Here is an 18,005-nt window from a genome sequence, read left to right as displayed (position 1 = left end):
AGTCGAGGGGTAGCCTCACTGCAATTTCCATGGGGCAAATCCCTGCAAGTTACGTGGGCTGTCACGGGAAAGCTGTTCTCCTGCCAGTTCAGATGCGCATAAGTGGCATGTCGATTTTTTTGAGTTTTTGTTACTGAAAATTCCTTCCCAGATCGTCTTAGTAAATAAGGGCACGCCTTCTGGCGGAAGAGCAGGACGCTGTGTCCTGCCGTTGCCGACAGAAAGTGGGTTTTCCGGAAAGGAGGGTATGTGGGCGTTTATCGTTTCATCAACTGCGACTCACTCTTACACGCATTTGTGAGCGTGCGGTTTTCATGACTACCCGCACCCTTCGCCGCTGGTTTGTGGTCCATAAATGGACGAGCCTGGTCTGCACACTGTTCCTGCTGATCATCTGCGTGACCGGACTGCCACTGCTGTTCTCCGAGCAGATCTGGGACACGTTCGTCGGCGATGATGACCCACCATATGAGGTTCTCCCGCCCGGCACGCCCAAAGCCAGTCTGGACGTTATCGTGGAGAAGGCGAGGGCACTTTACCCCGGCCAGATCATCACCAATGTTTCACCAGATGATGATGAACCGGCTGTTCTGATCTCGATGGCGCCAAGCTGGCAGGCGCTGAAGGATGACGAGAGTTATCCGGATCGCAATTCCGGCCACTGGATCAAGTTCGATGCCCGCACGGCTAAGGTTCTGGAACAGTCTCATCCAGCGGATGCGCCCAAAGAGCCGCGCACCTGGACCGGCATCATCATGGGGACCTGCAATCAGCTTCATACCAGTCTCTTTGCGGGATTGCCGGGTCGCCTGTTTCTTGGCCTCATGGGCGGCGTCTTTGTCGTATCCCTGATTTCCGGCACGGTGCTGTATGGTCGCTTCATGAAGCGCCTGCCGTTCGGCTCGGTCAGGCGTGACCGGGCCTCACGTCTGACGTGGCTGGACCTGCACAACCTGCTGGGAGCCGCCACGCTGATCTGGGCGACGGTGGTGGGCTTTACCGGGCTGGTCAACGAACTCCAGACGCCGCTGTTCGGCCTGTGGCGCGTGACCGATGTGCGGCAGATCCTCAAGCCTTATGCCAACCTGCCGGTGCCATCGCAGGACCATCTGTCTTCCGTGCAGGCCGCCTTTGACACGGCGGCCAAGGCAACCCCTGGCAACGAGGTGACCGGCCTGTCCTTCCCTGGTGCCTCCTTCGGCAGCCCGGTGCATTATGTGCTGTGGACACGAGGCGCGACACCGTTGCGCGCCCGGCTGTTCACCCCGGTGCTGATCGATGCCCGCACCGGCGAACTGACCGGAGCGTATCCGATGCCGTGGTATCTACGCTTCCTAGAAATCTCCCGCCCCCTGCATTTCGGCGATTACGGCGGAATGCCGCTGCGCATCCTGTGGGCGCTGCTCGATATCATTGTGATCGGGGTGCTGGTCAGCGGTCTGGTGCTGTGGGCGGGCAAACGGAAGATCACCGCCGACGCCCGCCTGCGCGCGCTGGGTTACGATCTGGACGATACGGACGGCGTGGCTGCTTTGGCGGAGCACGCATGATGAACGCCGTCTCTCCCGAAAAACCCATGTCATTTCCTACTGTTTCGGCACCACGTTCTTCCGTCGCCGTCTGGCCATGGCCGATCGGCCTGGGACTACTCACCACCTTCGGCCTGCTGTCCGCCCTGCTGGGCCAGCACGGCGTCTGGCTGGCCCTGTCCTGGGCCGCCCTTTCCATTCCCCTTATCGTTACGGTCATCTGCCTGATCCGGGCGTGGCGTAGACCGTCTTCCAAAGGAGGTCTCTCATGACCGATCTTGCTCCTGTTTCCTTTTCTCCGTGGGAGATGTTTTTCAACGCCGGTCCCGTGGTTCGCTGCGTCATGATCCTGCTGGCCATGGCTTCGCTGCTGACCTGGACCATCTTCATCGCCAAGTCTGTCGAACTGCTGCGCGTGCGGATAAAGCTGACAAAAGCAGAGAAAGCACTGGAAGAGGCCAACACACTGGATCTGGGGGAAGAGTGGACGCGCGGCACGTCCTCCATTGCCCATACGCTGGTCATGGCTGCCGAGACGGAACGCAAACGCTCTCAGGATATCCCTGATGATAGCGAGGGCCTGAAGGAGCGTGTTGTCCTGCATCTTGAACGGCTGGAGGCAGCGGAGGGCCGCAGGCTCATGCGTGGCACGGGCGTGCTGGCCACCATTGGCGCGACCTCCCCCTTCATCGGCCTGTTCGGCACCGTCTGGGGCATCATGACCTCATTCACCGGCATCGCTGCCAGCAAGGCGACCAGCCTCGCCGTGGTCGCTCCCGGCATTGCTGAAGCCCTTCTGGCAACGGCGTTGGGTCTGGTGGCCGCCATCCCGGCCGTGGTGATCTACAACCATCTCGCCCGCCAGACCGCCTCGTGCCGCGCACAGGTGGCGGACCTTACCGCGCTGGTCATGCGTCTTGTCTCGCGTGATCTGGGGCGCATGCAGGCCCTGACCGCCAGCGGACAGGTCGTGCGGCTTGGCGCATCGCGCGACAGCCGCTCGGTGGCCGGGGAGTAAGCAGCATGATCCGCATCCGCCACACCGATGAAAGCCCGCATGAGGCGAGTGAGATCAATGTCACACCGTTCATCGACGTGATGCTGGTCCTGCTGGTGATCTTCATGGTCACCGCCCCGCTGACAACGGTGAATGTGCCGGTGGATCTGCCCTCCTCGTCCGAAAAACCGACGCCGCGCCCGGATGATCCGGTATTCCTGACCGTCAAGGCCGATCATGGTCTGGCGCTGGGCGAGGATGACATCAGCACCGACGCTCTTCCCGGAGCGCTGGAAACCGCGACCAAGGGCAACAAGGACGAGCGCATCTTCCTGCGTGCCGACAAGACGGTCGATTACGGCACGCTGATGGGCGTGATGGATAAATTGCGGTCCGCTGGTTATCTCAAGGTCGCCCTGGTCAATCTGCAGGGGCAGGAAGAAGGCAGCGAGGCTGGTTCGACGCCTGAGCCATCCGGCAACGCTGCTGCGCCAGCATCTGGGAAAACACCGTGAGCAGCACCGCGGATATGGTGCAGGGGCAGGGTGAGGCGGTCGAAAGCTCCTCCATGTCCTTTGCCGACTGGCAGCGCGGGCAGTTGCGGCAGTCCAGGCGTGAGGACACGATAAGGTGGGGCCTGTCGTTCCTCGCCGTGCTCGCCGTCAGTGGTGGGGCGGTCTGGTGGATCATGCGGCTGCCCCCGCCAGTCATGGCCGTGCCTGAACCGCCACCGGCTGCGATCGCAATCGATATGGCCCCGGAACCGGTGTCTACGCCGACCCCGCCTACCGATCTGCCGCCGGGACCGCAGCAGACCCAGTCCATTCCGGATCCGGCACCCGTCGAACCGCCAAAGATCACGGCGCCACCTTCACCCGCGCCCAATCCGCCGATCCCGGTGCCCAAACCTGAGAAGCCAAAGAAACTGGTGAAGAAGCACAAGCCGGCGCCGATGCTGAAAAAGCCGATCCCGGACAAGACGCCACCAGCCGAGGCGACGACAGCGCCGCCTTCTTCGGAAGCGCCTCCAGCACCCGCACAGGCAGCACCTGCACCGGGTGCTTCGTCGTCCAAGGCATCGCATGATCCAGTGACCTGGCAGGGCGCGTTGCTGGCGCAGCTTGAAAAATTCAAGCGCTATCCGTCCGACGCCATGGCCGACCATCAGGAAGGCGTGCCGACCGTGACGTTCTCCATGGACCGCAAAGGGCATGTGCTCTCGGTGACACTGGCAAGCTCTTCCGGACATCCATTGCTGGATCAGGAAGCCATTGCTCTACCCAAACGCGCCCAGCCGCTGCCCATCCCGCCGGATAGTGTCGCGGGGGATCCCATCACCCTGACGGTTCCCGTCGAGTTCTACATCCATGCCGGTGGGAACTGAGATTTCCGCCGTTTCCTTATTTCTGATCGTGACAGGATCAAACCCATGCCCGCCTTCTCCGAACATCGTCGTTCTTCACCGTCCCTGAATGAAATCCGCCCCGGCATGGGCGCCAGCCGTAGCGCCGTGCGCAGTCTGGAAGAACGCAGCGAAGAGGTCGGCATCAAAATGACCGATCTAAGGCGCATCCTGTTTCATGGCATTCTGGAAGCCGGACCACGTGCGACGGCGGTGGAAATCTGGAAAACGCTCGGCCGGATCATGGAGCAGGGACACGTTCCTTCACAGGGGTCGATCCAGCGCAATCTGAATCTGTTTCTGGAGCGGGGCATCCTGCGCCGCGATGTAACGTCCGACCGACAATGGCTCTACAGTGTGGTTCCGGAGCCGAGGGCAGCGCTCGCGATTACCTTTGTGGAAGCCGGGACGGGACGGAAGATCGCGTGTCACGCACCGGAAGTGGCGACCCTGCTGCGCCGGGTAGCCGCCGAGCATGGACTGGCCGTGCAGGGTGCGGCCATCACGGTCACGTCGTCATCCGGGTAAGATTTGAAAGCCCGCTGAAAGAAGGAGAATATTTTTTCGCCTTTCCTTTGAAAAAATACCCGCATCAATCGTCTTATAGAGTGAGCCCTCCCGCAGGGACGGGACATCGTCCTTGAAATTCATCGCCTGGTTTGTCCATCGCCCGGTGGCGACAACGCTGCTGCTGGTCTCCGCCGTGCTGTCGGGGCTGATGGCGCTGCCCCATCTGCCGGTCTCGGACCTGCCTGATGTCGATCTGCCGGTGATCTCGGTCTCCGCGTCGAATGCCGGTGGCTCGCCCGAGGTCATGGCCCGCACGGTGGCAGCACCCTTGGAGCGGCATCTGGGCAATATCGCGGGTGTGACGCAGATGGAGTCCACCTCCACGCGGGGCGAGACCTCCATTTCTCTGGGGTTTGAACTGGGGCGTGATCTCAATGGGGCCGCGCGGGACGTGGAAGCGGCGATCCGCGCTGCCCGGCACGATCTGCCGACCACGCCGGGATCGGACCCGCAATATCACCGGGCCAATCCCAACGCGACACCGGTGCTGATCCTTGCAGTGACGCCGGGGATGCAGCCCATGTCCCATCTCTATGATCTGGTGAACACCACGCTGCGTCCCATGCTGTTGCAGGTGCCGGGGGTAGGGGATGTCATTCTCATGGGTAGTTCAGCCCCTGCCGTGCGGGTGGAGATGAACCCGCTGCTGTTCTTCAAATACGGTATGGGGTTCGAGAACCTGCGCGCGGCACTCGCTTCGGCCAATGCGCATACACCGAAGGGTGTGATCGATATGGCCGGGCAGCGCTATCAGTTGGCCGTGAACGATCAGGCTGACCATGCCGCAGCCTACCGGGATCTGGTGATCGCCTACAAGAACGGACGCCCCATCCGGCTGCGGGATGTCGCGACTGTCACCGACAGCATGCAGGACGTGAACGCCGCCGCCTTCTTTGATGGCAGACCGGCCCTGACCCTGATGGTGCGCGCCCAGCCGGGAGCCAATCTGGTCGGCATCGTCGATGCGGTGAAGGCGCGCCTCCCGCAACTGCGGACACTGATGCCACCTGGCGCGGATATCGCCGTGGCGCGGGATGGTTCGGACGTGATCCGCTCTTCCTTGCACCATACGCTGGTGACACTCCTTGCCGCCTGCATTCTGGCGCTGGCCGTGGTCTGGGTATTCCTGCGCTCATGGACCGCCTCCATCGCGGCGGCGATCATCGTGCCATGCTGCCTGATCGCCAGCCTCGGGCCGATGCATCTGGCGGGGTTCGGGCTGGATAATCTCTCGCTCATGGCGCTGACGGTGGTGACGGGTCTGGTGGTGGATGATGCCATCGTGGTGATCGAGAACATCATCCGCATGCGTGAGCGCGGTCTGTCCGTTGACGAGGCCGCCATTGCCGGGGCGAGTGAGGTGGCGTTTACGCTGCTGTCCATCACCGTCTCGGTGCTGGCGGTGTTCCTGCCGATCGGTTTTGCCCCCGGTCTGACGGGACGGCTCTTCCGGGAGTTTGCCGGGACGGTGGGCATTGCGGTCATCGTCTCGCTGGTTCTGTCCTGTGTCGTCACGCCCTGCCTGACAGCGGTCTTCATGCGGTTTGTGGAGGGCAGAGGGACGAAGACCGCGATGGGTGACATCGCCACCTCTGATTTTCTGGCACAGGAGAAACAGAATGGCAGCCTGTATCGCCGCATTCTGGAAATCTGCCTCACTCACCCCGGCAAGACGGCGCTGTTATTGCCGCTGACTCTGCTGGCGACGGGCTTTCTGTTCCTCTGCATGCCAAAGACCGTGTTCCCCCGGCAGGATATTGGTATTGTGTCGGGCGGGTCGCGCGGGAGTGGCAGTTCGCTGGCGCAGACCAGAGCCCGGCTTGAGAGGTTCAGCAGGGTGCTGCTGGATGATCCAGCCGTCACGCATGTGATAGCCTATCTGGATACCAGCGAAGGTTCCAGCCATGGCATGGTGTTCGCCTCGTTGCGCGATCTGTCCACCGGGCGGGCATCGGGAACGGAAGTGGCGGCCCGTGTGGTGGCCCGGATGGGGAAAGACATTCACGCCGAATATCACGCGCAGGCGCCCGGCAACATCATGATGCGGGTCGGCTCGAACAGCAGCGGGGTCAGCTACATCCTGCGCAGCGAGGATGACCGGCTGCTGGGACCGGCGACACGCAGGCTGGCGAAAGCCCTGCGGCATCACCCGGAATTCGCGGATGTGGACCCGGACGTCGATCCGCCCGGACAGGGCATCACGCTGGCCATCGACCGCGATACCGCCGCCCGTGTCGGGGTCACGCCACAGGTCATCGGCAACACCCTGTCCGATGCGCTTGGCCAGACCACGGCCTCGGTCGTCTACACCGCACATGGGCAGTATAACGTGGTGCTGACAGTGGAAAACCGTTTCCAGCGTGATCCGGAAATCCTGAAGCAGTTCTGGGTCAGCCCGTCCGGTGGATCCGCCTCGGGCAGTTCGGTGTCCAACACCATCCGGGTGGTGACATCGGCTGCGGCCAGCGCCACGGTGTCGACCGGTACGACGGCGTTTCGAAACCAGATTGCCAACTCGCTGGCTGGCGGGGCGAATGCCTCGACCGGATCAGCCGTGGCGACCGGGGCGGAGACGCTGGTGCCACTCTCCGTCGTGGCCCACATCACCCCCAGTCTCGATCCGGTAGCCGTCACCCATATCGGTTACGCCAGTTCCGCCTCGCTGGCGCTGGAACTGGCTCCCGGCGTCAGCCTGTCACAGGCGCAGGCGATCATCGATCAGGAGTGGCGGAACCAGCATCTGCCGGAGACCATCAACGGTGAACTGCAGAGTGACGAAGGTGATCTGGGCAGAAGCACGCATGACAGCGAGATCCTGATTATCGGTGCTGTGCTCGCCGTCTATCTGTCATTGGGGATGCTCTATGAAAGCGTGTGGCATCCACTCACCATTCTTTCCACCATTCCCTCGGCCGGGATCGGGGCGGTGATGGCGCTGGACCTGTTCGGCCTGCCATTTTCTGGCATGGCGGTGATCGCTATGCTGCTGCTGACGGGCATCTCGCTGAAAAACGCCATCCTGCTGGTGGATTTCGCCATCCATGCCGAACGCGAACGGGGCATGACGCCGCGGGGCGCCATCCGGGAGGCGTGCCTGCTGCGCCTGCGGCCGATAGCAATGACCACCTTTGCCGCTGCCCTCGGCGCGTTGCCACTAGTGCTGATGGGCGGTTACGGAATGGAGCTACGCCAGCCGCTGGGCATAGCTCTCATTGGCGGTCTGTTGGTGAGCCAGGCCCAGACCATGTTCACCACGCCGGCGCTTTATCTGCTAGTGGCGAACGTCGGAGGCGACTGGTTTCGGTTTCGTTCACGAAAACGATAGGTGTCTTTCGCTCTTCGGAGGAGGTGACTGGCAGGTATCACCATCATTCACGCAGAGCGCTCTTGTATCTACTTTGTGTCTGGAGTAACTAAGAATCATTCTTATCCTTGTCTGACAGGCGCACTACGGAACGAACAAATGGTGCGATCGCCTTCTCTGGTCCTGCAAGTTTTCATCTCGCGGCGGAATGATCTTATAAAATATGCGGAAACGATCGCGCCGAATCATGGTGACGATGTCGTGCAGGAAGCATGGTTCCGTATCAATCAGACGGTGACCGCGACGGTCGAAATTGTTTCGCCTGACTCCTATCTTTTCCGTGTCGTTCGCAATCTGGCGATTGACGTAAAACGCAAAATCGGAAGGGAGGCACAAAGCACCTGTGACGCATCCCCACAAGAGATGGGAAATGTCGTCGCATCGAACTCGCCCGAAGCGGATGTGCTGGTCAGTGAGCAAATGCGCCTGTTAAGCGAAGCTATGGATGAACTACCGGAACGAACGCGTATCGCTCTTGAAATGCGTCGTTCAGGCAAATACAAACTTAAGGATATTGCTGCCCATTTCGATATCTCTATTGCTGTGACGCATGAAATCATAGCGCGTGGTATCGCGCACTGTCGTAGTCGGGTTCTTCCTCCGGAATGACATCGAATTTCTGTTTCGACCGAAAAAAGAGAGTCTTGTATCGTCTGTTCTGGCGGAAAGAGGTTATTTCGGGTGCTGCGCAACGCCTAATGGGGAGTGGAGTATGAGCAGCGATGAAACATATGAACATACCTCTCTTGAAGCAGCGCGCTGGCTGGTTTCCCTTGAGGAAAGTCCTGACGATCAAAAGCTGAAAGATGAATTTGAACGCTGGCTTTCTGAAGACCCAACTCATCGTGAGGCGTGGGCTGCCACCTCGGGTATCTACGATCTCATGGGGCCTCTGTTCGCGAAAGAGAGATATTCATCCGGCACACAGTCTTGCAAGTCTGGTTGGCGTCACAGGAGCGTTTCTAAACGGATTCTATATGGAGTTCCGATCGCATTAGCTGCTGCAGTGGCGAATTTTATGCTTGTTCCGGACTATTATTACAGACTGACAGCCGACTACTCGACTGGTAAGGCACAGCAAATGACAGTCAAGCTGGCAGATGGTAGCGAGGTTAGCCTGGCCCCAAAAAGTGCAATTGATGTCGTTTTTCGGCGTGAGGGGGGGCGGGAAATCCATCTTCTCCGTGGAGAGGGATTCTTTAAGGTCTCCCATAATCCTGGGCGCCCGTTCAGGGTGACGGCAGGAAAAATCAGCGTGACCGACATTGGCACCGAGTTTGACGTGCGGGTGTCTCAGAAAGCATCCGCTGTTGCTGTGAGATCGGGCGAGGTGCATGTTGATGGAGACAATCATCTTTCGACAGACCTCCATTCCGGTCAGCGGATTGAGAGGCGAGGCCGAGGCATCGTGTCGGCCAGTCACGAAGACGCTGAGAATATCGGAGCATGGGCGACCAGCGGCCAGCTTGTTTTGGAAGATAGTTCCTTTGGTGATGCAGTTACTCAAATCAATCCATATTACAATGGCAGAATTTTTGTCGCCAACCGGCATCTGAGCGCTGGAAAGGTGACAGGAGTTTATAACCTGTCGACGCCTGAAAGCGCTCTCAAAGCCATGGCTGACACGCAGGGTGCGAAGCTTTACCACATAACCCCTTGGATTATCGTTGTTTCCTATTGATTTTCAGAAAAATCAAAAAATCTGAATATCGCGACCGAAAAAAGATCCCTTTGCATCGTTCTTTCTCTGAGAAGTTAATTAATAATGCAACGCAAATGCATTTTTGCTTCTGGATGTCGAGCGAGGTTGGAGTAGGGGTGTTGTGTTCGTGGATGTCGATAACAGAACTTGGAAAAAAATTAGATTAGCCAAACGACTGGCGCTGGGAGTTTCTACGGCAGGGTTATCATGGCTGACAATCAATCCTGCTTATAGCGCGCAAGCATCAGCATCTACGGAAATGGAATTTGCCATTCCGGCAGGATCGCTGGCTGATGCGCTAACTCGTTTTGGACGTCAGGCAGGTATACAGATATCGGTCAACGGTGACCTTGCTCGCAGTATCAGATCGGGAGGAGTATCGGGAGGAATGACTCCCGATGCGGCGCTCACACATCTGTTGGCGGGAACCGGGCTTGTCGCTCATCATACCAGCTCAAAAAACATTCTTATACAGAAAACATCGTCCGCCATCATGCTTGGTCCTGTACGTGTTGGCGGAAATATAAGCCATCAGCAGGATCCTTCCGGGCCAGGTGTGGACTATGTTGCGACACGCACTATGACAGGGTCAAAAACAGATACGCCAATCATTGAAATCCCAAATTCTATTCATGTCATTACTAAACAGCAAATGATTGATCAACAGCCTCAGAACGTCATGGAGGCTCTGCGATACATGCCGGGGGTCAGTGTCGAAGCATTTGGAGCTTTCGGTAACGGTCCAGCCAGTGGATTAAATCCAGGTGCTATCCAGCAACGTGGATTTAATACTTCGCAGTTTGTGGATGGTTTGCGTTCCTACTCTAATAGTGCAGGAGAGACCGCTTTTCTTGAACGAATAGAGGTCATGAACGGGCCTTCTTCTGTAATGTACGGGCAGAGTACCCCGGGTGGCATGATCAACATGAGTTTGAAAAAACCGACAGAAACACCGTTACATAATGCAACGGTTGGTTTTGGAAACTGGGGGCGGTACGAAGCAACTGTTGATGTCAGTGATAAGCTTAATAAATCAGGAAGTGTAAAGTACCGTATTTCGGCCATTGGCGTAACGCAGGGCTCCCAGACAGATCATGTGAATTATCATCGTGTAGGTGTTTTGCCTTCGATTTCATGGAACATTGATGAAAAAACCAATGTAGCATTCGTGGGATCCTACATGTATACGCCTGGTGACGGAACAAACTGGACCCAATTGCCACCTCAGATACTTTTGAACACCAATCATAACGGCCTCATTCCCCGAAGCCGTTTTCTAGGAGACCCGAGATGGAATGTTTCTGGTCAGAAAGACGCATTTATTGAATATCAGTTTCAGCACAAATTCAATAAATGGATCGATTTCAGTCAGAATTTGAGATGGGAGCGATCAGAAAGCTTCGAGAAGAGACTTACTCGTGGTCGGATAATACTTCCAGATCAGTATGGTCGTGCTGCTTATGAAGGTGGTGGATTAGACTCCACTGTCGGGCTTGATACGAGAGTTAGCGGGAAATTTTCAATCAAAAACGTCCATAATACATGGCTTATTGGTACTGATTTTCGGCAGTACAACGACAAAAATGGAACAACTTCTGATCACACCATGGGTTATGACGGATTTCCTGGTTCAAACGGTTATTCGTTTGTTAATGTTTATGACCCTCATAGCAATTATGTTCCGTGCATCAATGTTCATTCAAAAACATGCAGAAACACAAGCTATAGCGGAAACAACTCATATTTTCAGGAAGGTGTCTATTTTCAGGACCAAATAAAATGGAAGAATCTATCTGTAACTCTGGGAGGACGCCAGGACTGGGTCAATTATCACGGATATACAGATCAGGGTTCAAATCAGAATTCGGACCATACTTACATCGTCACAAGAAGCCATGCTCTTCCAAGACCACAGAGCGCTTTCACATGGCGGGCTGGTTTGGTTTATAAATTTTCGTTCGGGCTTGCTCCTTATTTTAGTTATTCGACATCTTTCGTTCCGCAGAGTTTCGGGCAGAGAGACTGGGAGGGGAGACTGTTTCCTCCATTGACTGGAAAACAGTTGGAGGCCGGGATGAAATATGAATCTCCTGACCATAACATCTTTATCTCTGCTGCTGCGTTCAGGATTGATGAAAATCATTTTCTGGTTAATGACCCCGAGCATGATAATTTTTCCAGTGACGCTGGAAAGGCTCGTTCCCAAGGGTTCGAAATTTCCGCCAATGCGAACATCACACGTGACCTGCGATTTAATGCATCCTATACTTATGATGAGGCGACTTATCTGGACAGCAATCTTTCCGATACTCAAGATTATGCCGATGGTAGTACAGGAAGTGTTGTAGCTGAGAAAGGAAAATACGTGGAAAGTATTCCACGTAACATGGTGTCAGCATTTCTGGACTACACACCTCCATCCCGTTTCCTGAAGGGTTTCGGAATTAACGGTGGCGTACGATATAAGGGTTTTACCTATTCCGATGCTGTTAACAGTTATAAAGTTCCTGCCTACGTGCTGTTCGACATTGGCGCTCATTATGATTTTGGGCAAGCATTTGCTTCTCTCAAAGGACTACGAGCACAGCTTTCAATTTCAAATCTAACGAATAAATATTATATTGCTTCCTGTGGTGGAACTTATTCTTGTTATATTGGGCAAGGTCGGCGTGTTTATGGAAATCTGAGCTACAGTTGGTGAGGAGTTACTTTTTTGGCTATCTAAGAATGAACTGTGTGGTTCTGTAATTTGAGCGTTGCTGAATAATTGCCCCAAAAGCAAAATGGATACGCTGTATGTTTCTTAAACAAATGCAATTTGGGGGCACTTTATGATATTGTGAATAGAGGGGGGGCTTGTTGTGTGTCGTGGACAGTCGAAGTGAATGTATTCAATTCAATCTTCCAGTTGAAAGCACCTTGATCAATTGCACTTCATGACTGGAGCTTCGTTGCAGCAAGAGCCGATGAAATTTTGAGGTCGATTCCTTTGACCGCACGCTGGATAGGCTCCTTCTTGAGGTGGGCGTAACGTGCGGTCGATTTAAGATCGCGATGGCCCAGAAGTTTTCCGATCATGATCAGATCCTCGCCGAGTTCAAGCGCATCGGATGCAAAGGAATGACGAAGATCGTGAATGCGGACGTCCTCCAGCCCGGCTTCCTTTCGGATGCGTCGCCACGGCTTCTCCAGATCGGTCAGATGACCACCGTCCTTCCGTCCGGTGATGACATGCGGGTTGCCCGCGATCATGGGAATGCGTTTCAGCAGGTCCACTGCACTCTCGCCCAACTGCACGGTGCGAGCGCCATTTTTGCTGTCGGGTAACCTGATTACTCCTTCGTCCAGAAAGACACGGCATAGGCTTCGCCCGTCAGTTCGTTGTGCAGTCCACGGTCCAGTAGGCGGCCGGTCAGTTTGGTAGGGTGATGTTCTCCCGAGATCACGTAATCACCGGAAGACATCATCAGATCCCGGCTTCGTTCCGTCATGGCGCGGTGCATGGTTTTGATGATGTCGCCCCGTGCGCCCATCTCGCGCAGCGTGTCCGCCATGTCGGGCGTGAGTGACCATCGGCCTGGTCCTTCCGGCGTGGTCAGTCCCATGCGTTCCAGTGTCTGTGCCCTGCCGGTTAGCAGCGCGCGATGCGTCGCATCCTGGCCGAAGCCTGTAGTGGCGTCAGCCCGCAGGTCCACGATCCCCAGATCGTCGGCATGGCGCTGCAACTCGGCATCAAGCCGAGTCCAGCGTTCCGCCGTGACATCTTGGCGCAACGCGGCCTCGATCTCGTGTTCGGCGCGTGGACGTGTTTTCTCAACGGTTTGATCTGCCAATAATCAGTATTGCAGACATTCTGCGGGAGGTTATGGCGTCACAATACGACATAGTCGTTATATGAGTTTGGAAAAGAAAAAAATGAAATTGCAGAAAAGAGGGAGGGGATACCCATTGTGAGGTGTCCTTCATTGACCTGAAATTAAGCTGCGTTGAAGCTGATTTATGCTTATGCAAGAGAGGTAAATTGAAGATGCGTTAGATTAGAAAATAAGAATATATCTATTCATAAAAAAGACGTGTCCTAACATCCTCGCAAATACCATCCAGGCCGGGGAATATGGAAGAAGCCGTTACACCCATACTCCGTAAATCATTCAGAGCATTATTTCGTTCACTCCATGGTATATCAAACGCGCGCAGGAATGAGTCATTTTTTCATTTCTAGTGCTTATGAATTTTATATAATCTTCGATGTTCCTCAGAGCCTGATTCGAAAGTTTTTCAGGACTGACAGTGCCTTGCGGTTCTGCGGGTCAGCATGCGGATTGAGGCGGTCAAAGTCCACGCTGTTGACGAGGCTATGGACTTTCCCAGTCTTTAGCGAGCCGCCTGCAGCGACCGAGCCAGGCGAATGTTCGTTCGACCACCCAGCGGCGAGGCAGGATTTCAAAGCCCCTGGCTGTGTCTGATCGCCTGATGATTTCGACCGTCCATTTTCCCATGCTGGCGAGCGCGGATCGCAGTTTATTACCGGCATAGCCGCCATCGGCGAAGATGTGGCGAAGCCATGGAAAGTGTCTGCGTATTGCCGCCAGGACATCGACAGCCCCGTTACGATCCTGAATGTCAGCGGCATGAACAAGGGGGAAGATCAGGAAGCCGCAGGTATCCGTCAGAATATGGCGCTTGCGACCTTTGACCTTCTTTCCAGCGTCATAACCGCAAATTCCCCACTTTCCGTGGTTTTCACCGACTGGCTATCAATCACGCCCGCGCTCGGGGAGGCCTCACGCCCTTCGATCTCCCGCAGGTTCATGACCAGTACCGTGTTCATCGCTTCGAACAGTCCGGCATCACGCCATGCGTAAAAGTTGCGCCTGACGGTCGAGACCGGCGGAAAGCATTTCGGCAGCAGACGCCACGCACACCCACCCGAGGCGATATAGAGTATCGCATTTACAACCTCGCGCATATCCGCCGTGCGAGGTCGTCCGCCCCGTTTCGCCGGGGGCACGAACGGCATAATCAAAGCCCACTCGGCATCCGTCATATCCGATGGATATCGCAATCCCTCCCGGCTATGTTCGTGTCGGGCAATACCAGTCCATGCCACCATTCACTCCATCTCTTCGCAAAGACGGATGAATCACAACATGCTGGTACTGTTCAAAAACTTTCGGATCAGGCTCTAGTTGTTTAGTCCCGTATTTTGATGGTGCGGGTTATGTATGAACCGTGATGGTTCTTTTTCCCACTGCTGGCAAATGAATTCATATGGAGTGAGACCGCGTAGCGTCTTGAGCCTTCGGGCGAAATTGCAGGCCATGACGAAGTCCGCGAGGTGCTGACGCAACTGGTCATGTGTTTCATAATAGAAGCGTTTGACTGTTGCCTCCCTGATCGTGCGGTTCATCCTCTCAACCTGGCCGTTGGTCCATGGATGCTTCACCTTTGTCAGCCGATGCTCGATACCGTTTTCGTCGCACACCCGATCAAAGATAGGGTGGAAGGCGTATTTATGCCGTGTCTGACTGGTGAACTGGATGCCGTTGTCGGTCAAAACTGTATGGATGGCATAAGGGACTGCTGCGATCAGGTTCCGCAGAAAACCTGCGGCAATCATTTTTCCGGCTTCCCGGTGCAGTTCGACAAAGGCGAATTTGCTGGTACGGTCTATCGCGACAAACAGGCGCAGCTTACCCTCCGCAGTCTGCACTTCAGCAATATCAATGTGAAAATAGCCAATCGGATAAGCCTTGAACTTGCGCCTGGGTTTTTTGTCTCCCGTCACCTCGGGTAGTCGGCTGATCCCGTGTCGTTGCAGGCAGCGATGCAGGGATGATCGCGTCAGGTGCGGGATCGTCGCCTGGAGTGCGTAGAGGCAGTCGTCCAGCGGCAGCAGCGTGTGACGGCGGAAAGCAACGATGATCGCCTCATCCTCAATGCTCAGCACCGTCGAATGCGCGTCTTTGGGGCCGGTCGGCAAATCACCGACCGCAGTGCGCTTCTTCCACTTCGCAACCGTCTTCGGGTTGATCCCATAACGCCTGGCCAGAACCCTCAGGCTCTCTTGACTATCGTGTATCGCTCGACGGACCGCCTCTGTCGTGCGGGCGCTCCCGTGTAAAATCTGTCCCACAGTGCATCCCTCCATTCCTGACTGAATAATGCACCATCAAAACACGGGACTAAACAGCTAGGACGGATCGACATTCAGATCATCCAGATCATGGCTGAGGCGAGGTGAACGAAGCCGAGGAAATGGATGGTGCGTCGATCATATCTGGTAGCGAAGCGTCGGAAGTGCTTGAGGCGGTTGAAGCACCGCTCGATACGATTACGTATCCTGTAGGCGATGGCATCGTGGGAGATGATAATCTTGCGGGTCGGGTTACAAGGAATGACGGCTTCTGCACCCATCTGAGCGATGAGGGCACGTAACGCATTGCTGTCATAGGCTTTGTCGGCAATGACGGCAGCCCCCTCCTGACCCGCGAGCAGGGCCGGCGCCTGGGTGACGTCGCCAACCTGACCAGCCGTGACCACGAAGCACAGCGGGCGGCCCAGCGCATCGGCCAGCATATGAATCTTGGTCGTCAGACCACCTCGAGAACGCCCCAGCGCCTGATCTTTGGCCCCCCTTTTCCGCTCGCGGCCTGCTGATGGGTGCGAACGATGGTTGAATCGAGCATCAGATACTGATTGTTCCGATCGGCCGTCAGCGTCTCGAAAACCTTTTCCCACACCCCGGCATGGCACCATCGGCTGAACCGACGATGTACCGTCTTCCATTTGCCATACCGCTCAGGCAGGTCTTTCCAATGCGCGCCGGAGCGCAGAACCCAAAGACAGCCATTCACGAACATGCGGTTATCCGTCCCGCTACGGCCTGCATCACCGACCTTGCCGGGTAGCAAAGGCGCAATCCTCTGCCATTGCACCTCGGTCAACTCGTAACGCTTGATCCCCATCCCACGCTCCGTGTTCCAACACGGTGCTCTATGAATCACTCATTCCAAAAAAAGGGAATCCTGAATGTCGATCGGTCCTAGCGTGCAGTTCGGACCGTCAACAGACGGCTACCGCTGATCACCGCCGCAATCAAGGCGCAGAACGCGGCCAGAATGAGGCAGAGCAGAGAGGCGCGTGACGGGACATACATAAATATAGAGGCGGTGGACGTGGCACCCAGCGTTTGCCCACTCAGGCGGGAGAGTGAGACCATGCCGCTGGCCCCGCCTTCCCGTCCTGCGCGGGTGTTGGCCATCATGGCGCGGTTATTCAGCGGCTGAAATATGCCAAAACCTATGCCGGCGATCAAAATAGCAACGGCGATCATCGGATCGGACGCCGTTGGAGACAGACAGCACAAAATCACGAACCCGCAACCAGTTAGTAATAGCCCACAGGAAGAGACCAGCCCTACAGGCAGCCTATCCGCCAACCTGCCCGAAATGGGTGACGCAATTGTAACGCCGATTGGCCATGCAGTGATCAGTAGCCCTGTAAGGGATGCGCTCTTTGCGAGTACAGTTTGCAGAGTGAACGGGATTGAGATCATGAAGAGGTTGGAGGACATGAAACTCATCACACTGACCAGAAAAGCTGTGCGGAATGGCCTATGTTTCAGTAGGTCAGCTGGAAAGATCGGAGCGGCGTGATCATGCTGGCGATACCAGAGTATACAAATCGCAGCACACCCGATTGCAAGTGGTCCAAATCCTTTCAGACCGAGATGACCATGGGCGAACTCGTCCAGACCCAGCGCGATACCGCCCAATGCGAGAACAGACAACAACGTGTGGGGCATGTCATAGGGCGCTGAAGAACGCGGGGTAGCGGGGAGTGCGAAAAAGCCCAACAGTAGCGCAGTTCCTCCCAGAGGCACGTTCAGCCAGAAGATCCACGGCCAACTCGCCACACTGAGCATGGCTGCGCCGATGGAGGGACCAAGCGCGACGCCCAGCCCGACCACCAGCCCGTTAAGACCAATTCCCTTGCCGAGTTCCTTCGGGGGATAAATGAAACGGATAAGCGCAAGATTGACACTCAGAATGCAGGCGCTGCCCAGCCCCTGCAGAATGCGCGCCAGAGAAATTTCGGTCAGGGTGTGTGATAAGGCACAGAGGGCAGACGCAACAATGAAGATGGTGGTGCCGATAAGATACATGCGGGCAAACCCCACACGCGATCCCAAGGCCGCGAGAGGCAGCAGCGTAACAAGCGACGCGAACTGATAGGCGTTGACGACCCAGATTGAGTCGGAGGACGGGACATGGAGGTCATGACCGATCGTCGGCAACGCCACATTGGCCGCCGAATAATCGAGAACCGCGAGCAGCAGGCCAAGCGCCACAGCGCTCATGGCCGATATCCGCGCCAAGCCGTGCAATCCTGGCTCCGGGAAGGCAGAGGATGTCATGATGTTCGTCCCTGAATCATAC

14 protein-coding genes and 2 pseudogenes are annotated in these 18,005 nt (G+C 56.2%); 10 read left to right on the top strand and 6 right to left on the bottom strand.

Annotated elements, in window-relative coordinates; all coding sequences use genetic code 11:
- The first annotated feature begins 314 nt into the window (after nucleotides 1-314).
- From A0U92_RS14960 to A0U92_RS14915, 10 genes are all read left to right on the top strand, one after another.
- Nucleotides 315-1,550: a PepSY-associated TM helix domain-containing protein gene (locus A0U92_RS14960; protein WP_077813851.1), complete on the top strand. Its 1,236-nt coding sequence runs from the start codon at nucleotides 315-317 to the stop codon at nucleotides 1,548-1,550.
- Nucleotides 1,547-1,801, top strand: coding sequence for a hypothetical protein (locus A0U92_RS14955; protein ID WP_236748175.1), 255 nt, complete (start codon nucleotides 1,547-1,549; stop codon nucleotides 1,799-1,801). Before A0U92_RS14960 ends, A0U92_RS14955 begins: the two co-directional genes overlap by 4 nt.
- Nucleotides 1,798-2,547, top strand: a complete 750-nt coding sequence (exbB, locus tag A0U92_RS14950) for a tonB-system energizer ExbB (protein WP_077813850.1) — start codon at nucleotides 1,798-1,800, stop codon at nucleotides 2,545-2,547. Before A0U92_RS14955 ends, exbB begins: the two co-directional genes overlap by 4 nt.
- Before the next feature lie 5 nt (nucleotides 2,548-2,552).
- Nucleotides 2,553-3,041, top strand: coding sequence for a TonB system transport protein ExbD (gene exbD, locus A0U92_RS14945; RefSeq protein ID WP_077813849.1), 489 nt, complete (start codon nucleotides 2,553-2,555; stop codon nucleotides 3,039-3,041).
- The gene (locus A0U92_RS14940; protein WP_077813848.1) at nucleotides 3,038-3,910 is read left to right on the top strand and encodes an energy transducer TonB family protein; all 873 of its coding nucleotides are present in this window, start codon (nucleotides 3,038-3,040) and stop codon (nucleotides 3,908-3,910) included. Before exbD ends, A0U92_RS14940 begins: the two co-directional genes overlap by 4 nt.
- 45 nt (nucleotides 3,911-3,955) lie before the next feature.
- Nucleotides 3,956-4,456, top strand: a complete 501-nt coding sequence (locus A0U92_RS14935; RefSeq protein WP_077813847.1) for a Fur family transcriptional regulator — start codon at nucleotides 3,956-3,958, stop codon at nucleotides 4,454-4,456.
- A gap of 112 nt (nucleotides 4,457-4,568) precedes the next feature.
- Complete coding sequence (locus A0U92_RS14930; RefSeq protein ID WP_077813846.1) at nucleotides 4,569-7,823, top strand: efflux RND transporter permease subunit; 3,255 nt, start codon at nucleotides 4,569-4,571, stop codon at nucleotides 7,821-7,823.
- A gap of 138 nt (nucleotides 7,824-7,961) precedes the next feature.
- Nucleotides 7,962-8,471: a sigma-70 family RNA polymerase sigma factor gene (locus A0U92_RS14925; protein WP_077813845.1), complete on the top strand. Its 510-nt coding sequence runs from the start codon at nucleotides 7,962-7,964 to the stop codon at nucleotides 8,469-8,471.
- A gap of 103 nt (nucleotides 8,472-8,574) precedes the next feature.
- Complete coding sequence (locus A0U92_RS14920) at nucleotides 8,575-9,543, top strand: FecR family protein (protein ID WP_077813844.1); 969 nt, start codon at nucleotides 8,575-8,577, stop codon at nucleotides 9,541-9,543.
- A 148-nt stretch (nucleotides 9,544-9,691) separates the two neighbouring features.
- On the top strand, nucleotides 9,692-12,265 hold the full coding sequence (locus A0U92_RS14915) for a TonB-dependent siderophore receptor (RefSeq protein ID WP_149026488.1): 2,574 nt from the start codon (nucleotides 9,692-9,694) through the stop codon (nucleotides 12,263-12,265).
- 233 nt (nucleotides 12,266-12,498) lie between these two features.
- Here the strand turns inward: A0U92_RS14915 and A0U92_RS14910 are convergent, their stop codons facing one another.
- The 6 genes and pseudogenes from A0U92_RS14910 to A0U92_RS14885 form a co-directional block, all read right to left on the bottom strand.
- On the bottom strand, nucleotides 12,499-12,861 hold the full coding sequence (locus A0U92_RS14910) for a tyrosine-type recombinase/integrase (RefSeq protein WP_335622190.1): 363 nt from the start codon (nucleotides 12,859-12,861) through the stop codon (nucleotides 12,499-12,501).
- Nucleotides 12,862-12,896: 35 nt separating this feature from the next.
- Complete coding sequence (locus A0U92_RS18535) at nucleotides 12,897-13,397, bottom strand: DUF3363 domain-containing protein (RefSeq protein WP_077813842.1); 501 nt, start codon at nucleotides 13,395-13,397, stop codon at nucleotides 12,897-12,899.
- A 445-nt stretch (nucleotides 13,398-13,842) separates the two neighbouring features.
- Nucleotides 13,843-14,677: pseudogene (locus tag A0U92_RS14900) on the bottom strand (IS5 family transposase).
- A gap of 72 nt (nucleotides 14,678-14,749) precedes the next feature.
- Complete coding sequence (locus A0U92_RS14895; protein ID WP_077814207.1) at nucleotides 14,750-15,700, bottom strand: IS481 family transposase; 951 nt, start codon at nucleotides 15,698-15,700, stop codon at nucleotides 14,750-14,752.
- A gap of 74 nt (nucleotides 15,701-15,774) precedes the next feature.
- A pseudogene (locus A0U92_RS14890) lies at nucleotides 15,775-16,532 on the bottom strand (IS5 family transposase).
- Between the two features lie 77 nt (nucleotides 16,533-16,609).
- A complete protein-coding gene (locus tag A0U92_RS14885; RefSeq protein ID WP_077813841.1) occupies nucleotides 16,610-17,983 on the bottom strand; it encodes an MFS transporter in 1,374 nt (457 codons plus the stop codon).
- Nucleotides 17,984-18,005: the final 22 nt, after the last annotated feature.

The sequence above is a fragment of the Acetobacter aceti genome (assembly GCF_002005445.1).
Lineage (GTDB): Bacteria > Pseudomonadota > Alphaproteobacteria > Acetobacterales > Acetobacteraceae > Acetobacter > Acetobacter aceti_B.
The sequence above is the reverse complement of the archived record's forward strand: the minus strand, read 5'-3'. Positions and strand labels throughout refer to the sequence as shown.

Coding starts and splice junctions, on each gene's coding strand:
- A0U92_RS14955 (WP_236748175.1), top strand. CDS start 1,547: ATGATGAACGCCGTCTCTCCCGAAAAACCCATGTCATTTCCTACTGTT.
- exbB (WP_077813850.1), top strand. CDS start 1,798: ATGACCGATCTTGCTCCTGTTTCCTTTTCTCCGTGGGAGATGTTTTTC.
- A0U92_RS14935 (WP_077813847.1), top strand. CDS start 3,956: ATGCCCGCCTTCTCCGAACATCGTCGTTCTTCACCGTCCCTGAATGAA.
- A0U92_RS14960 (WP_077813851.1), top strand. CDS start 315: ATGACTACCCGCACCCTTCGCCGCTGGTTTGTGGTCCATAAATGGACG.
- A0U92_RS14925 (WP_077813845.1), top strand. CDS start 7,962: ATGGTGCGATCGCCTTCTCTGGTCCTGCAAGTTTTCATCTCGCGGCGG.
- exbD (WP_077813849.1), top strand. CDS start 2,553: ATGATCCGCATCCGCCACACCGATGAAAGCCCGCATGAGGCGAGTGAG.
- A0U92_RS14885 (WP_077813841.1), bottom strand. CDS start 17,983: ATGACATCCTCTGCCTTCCCGGAGCCAGGATTGCACGGCTTGGCGCGG.
- A0U92_RS14920 (WP_077813844.1), top strand. CDS start 8,575: ATGAGCAGCGATGAAACATATGAACATACCTCTCTTGAAGCAGCGCGC.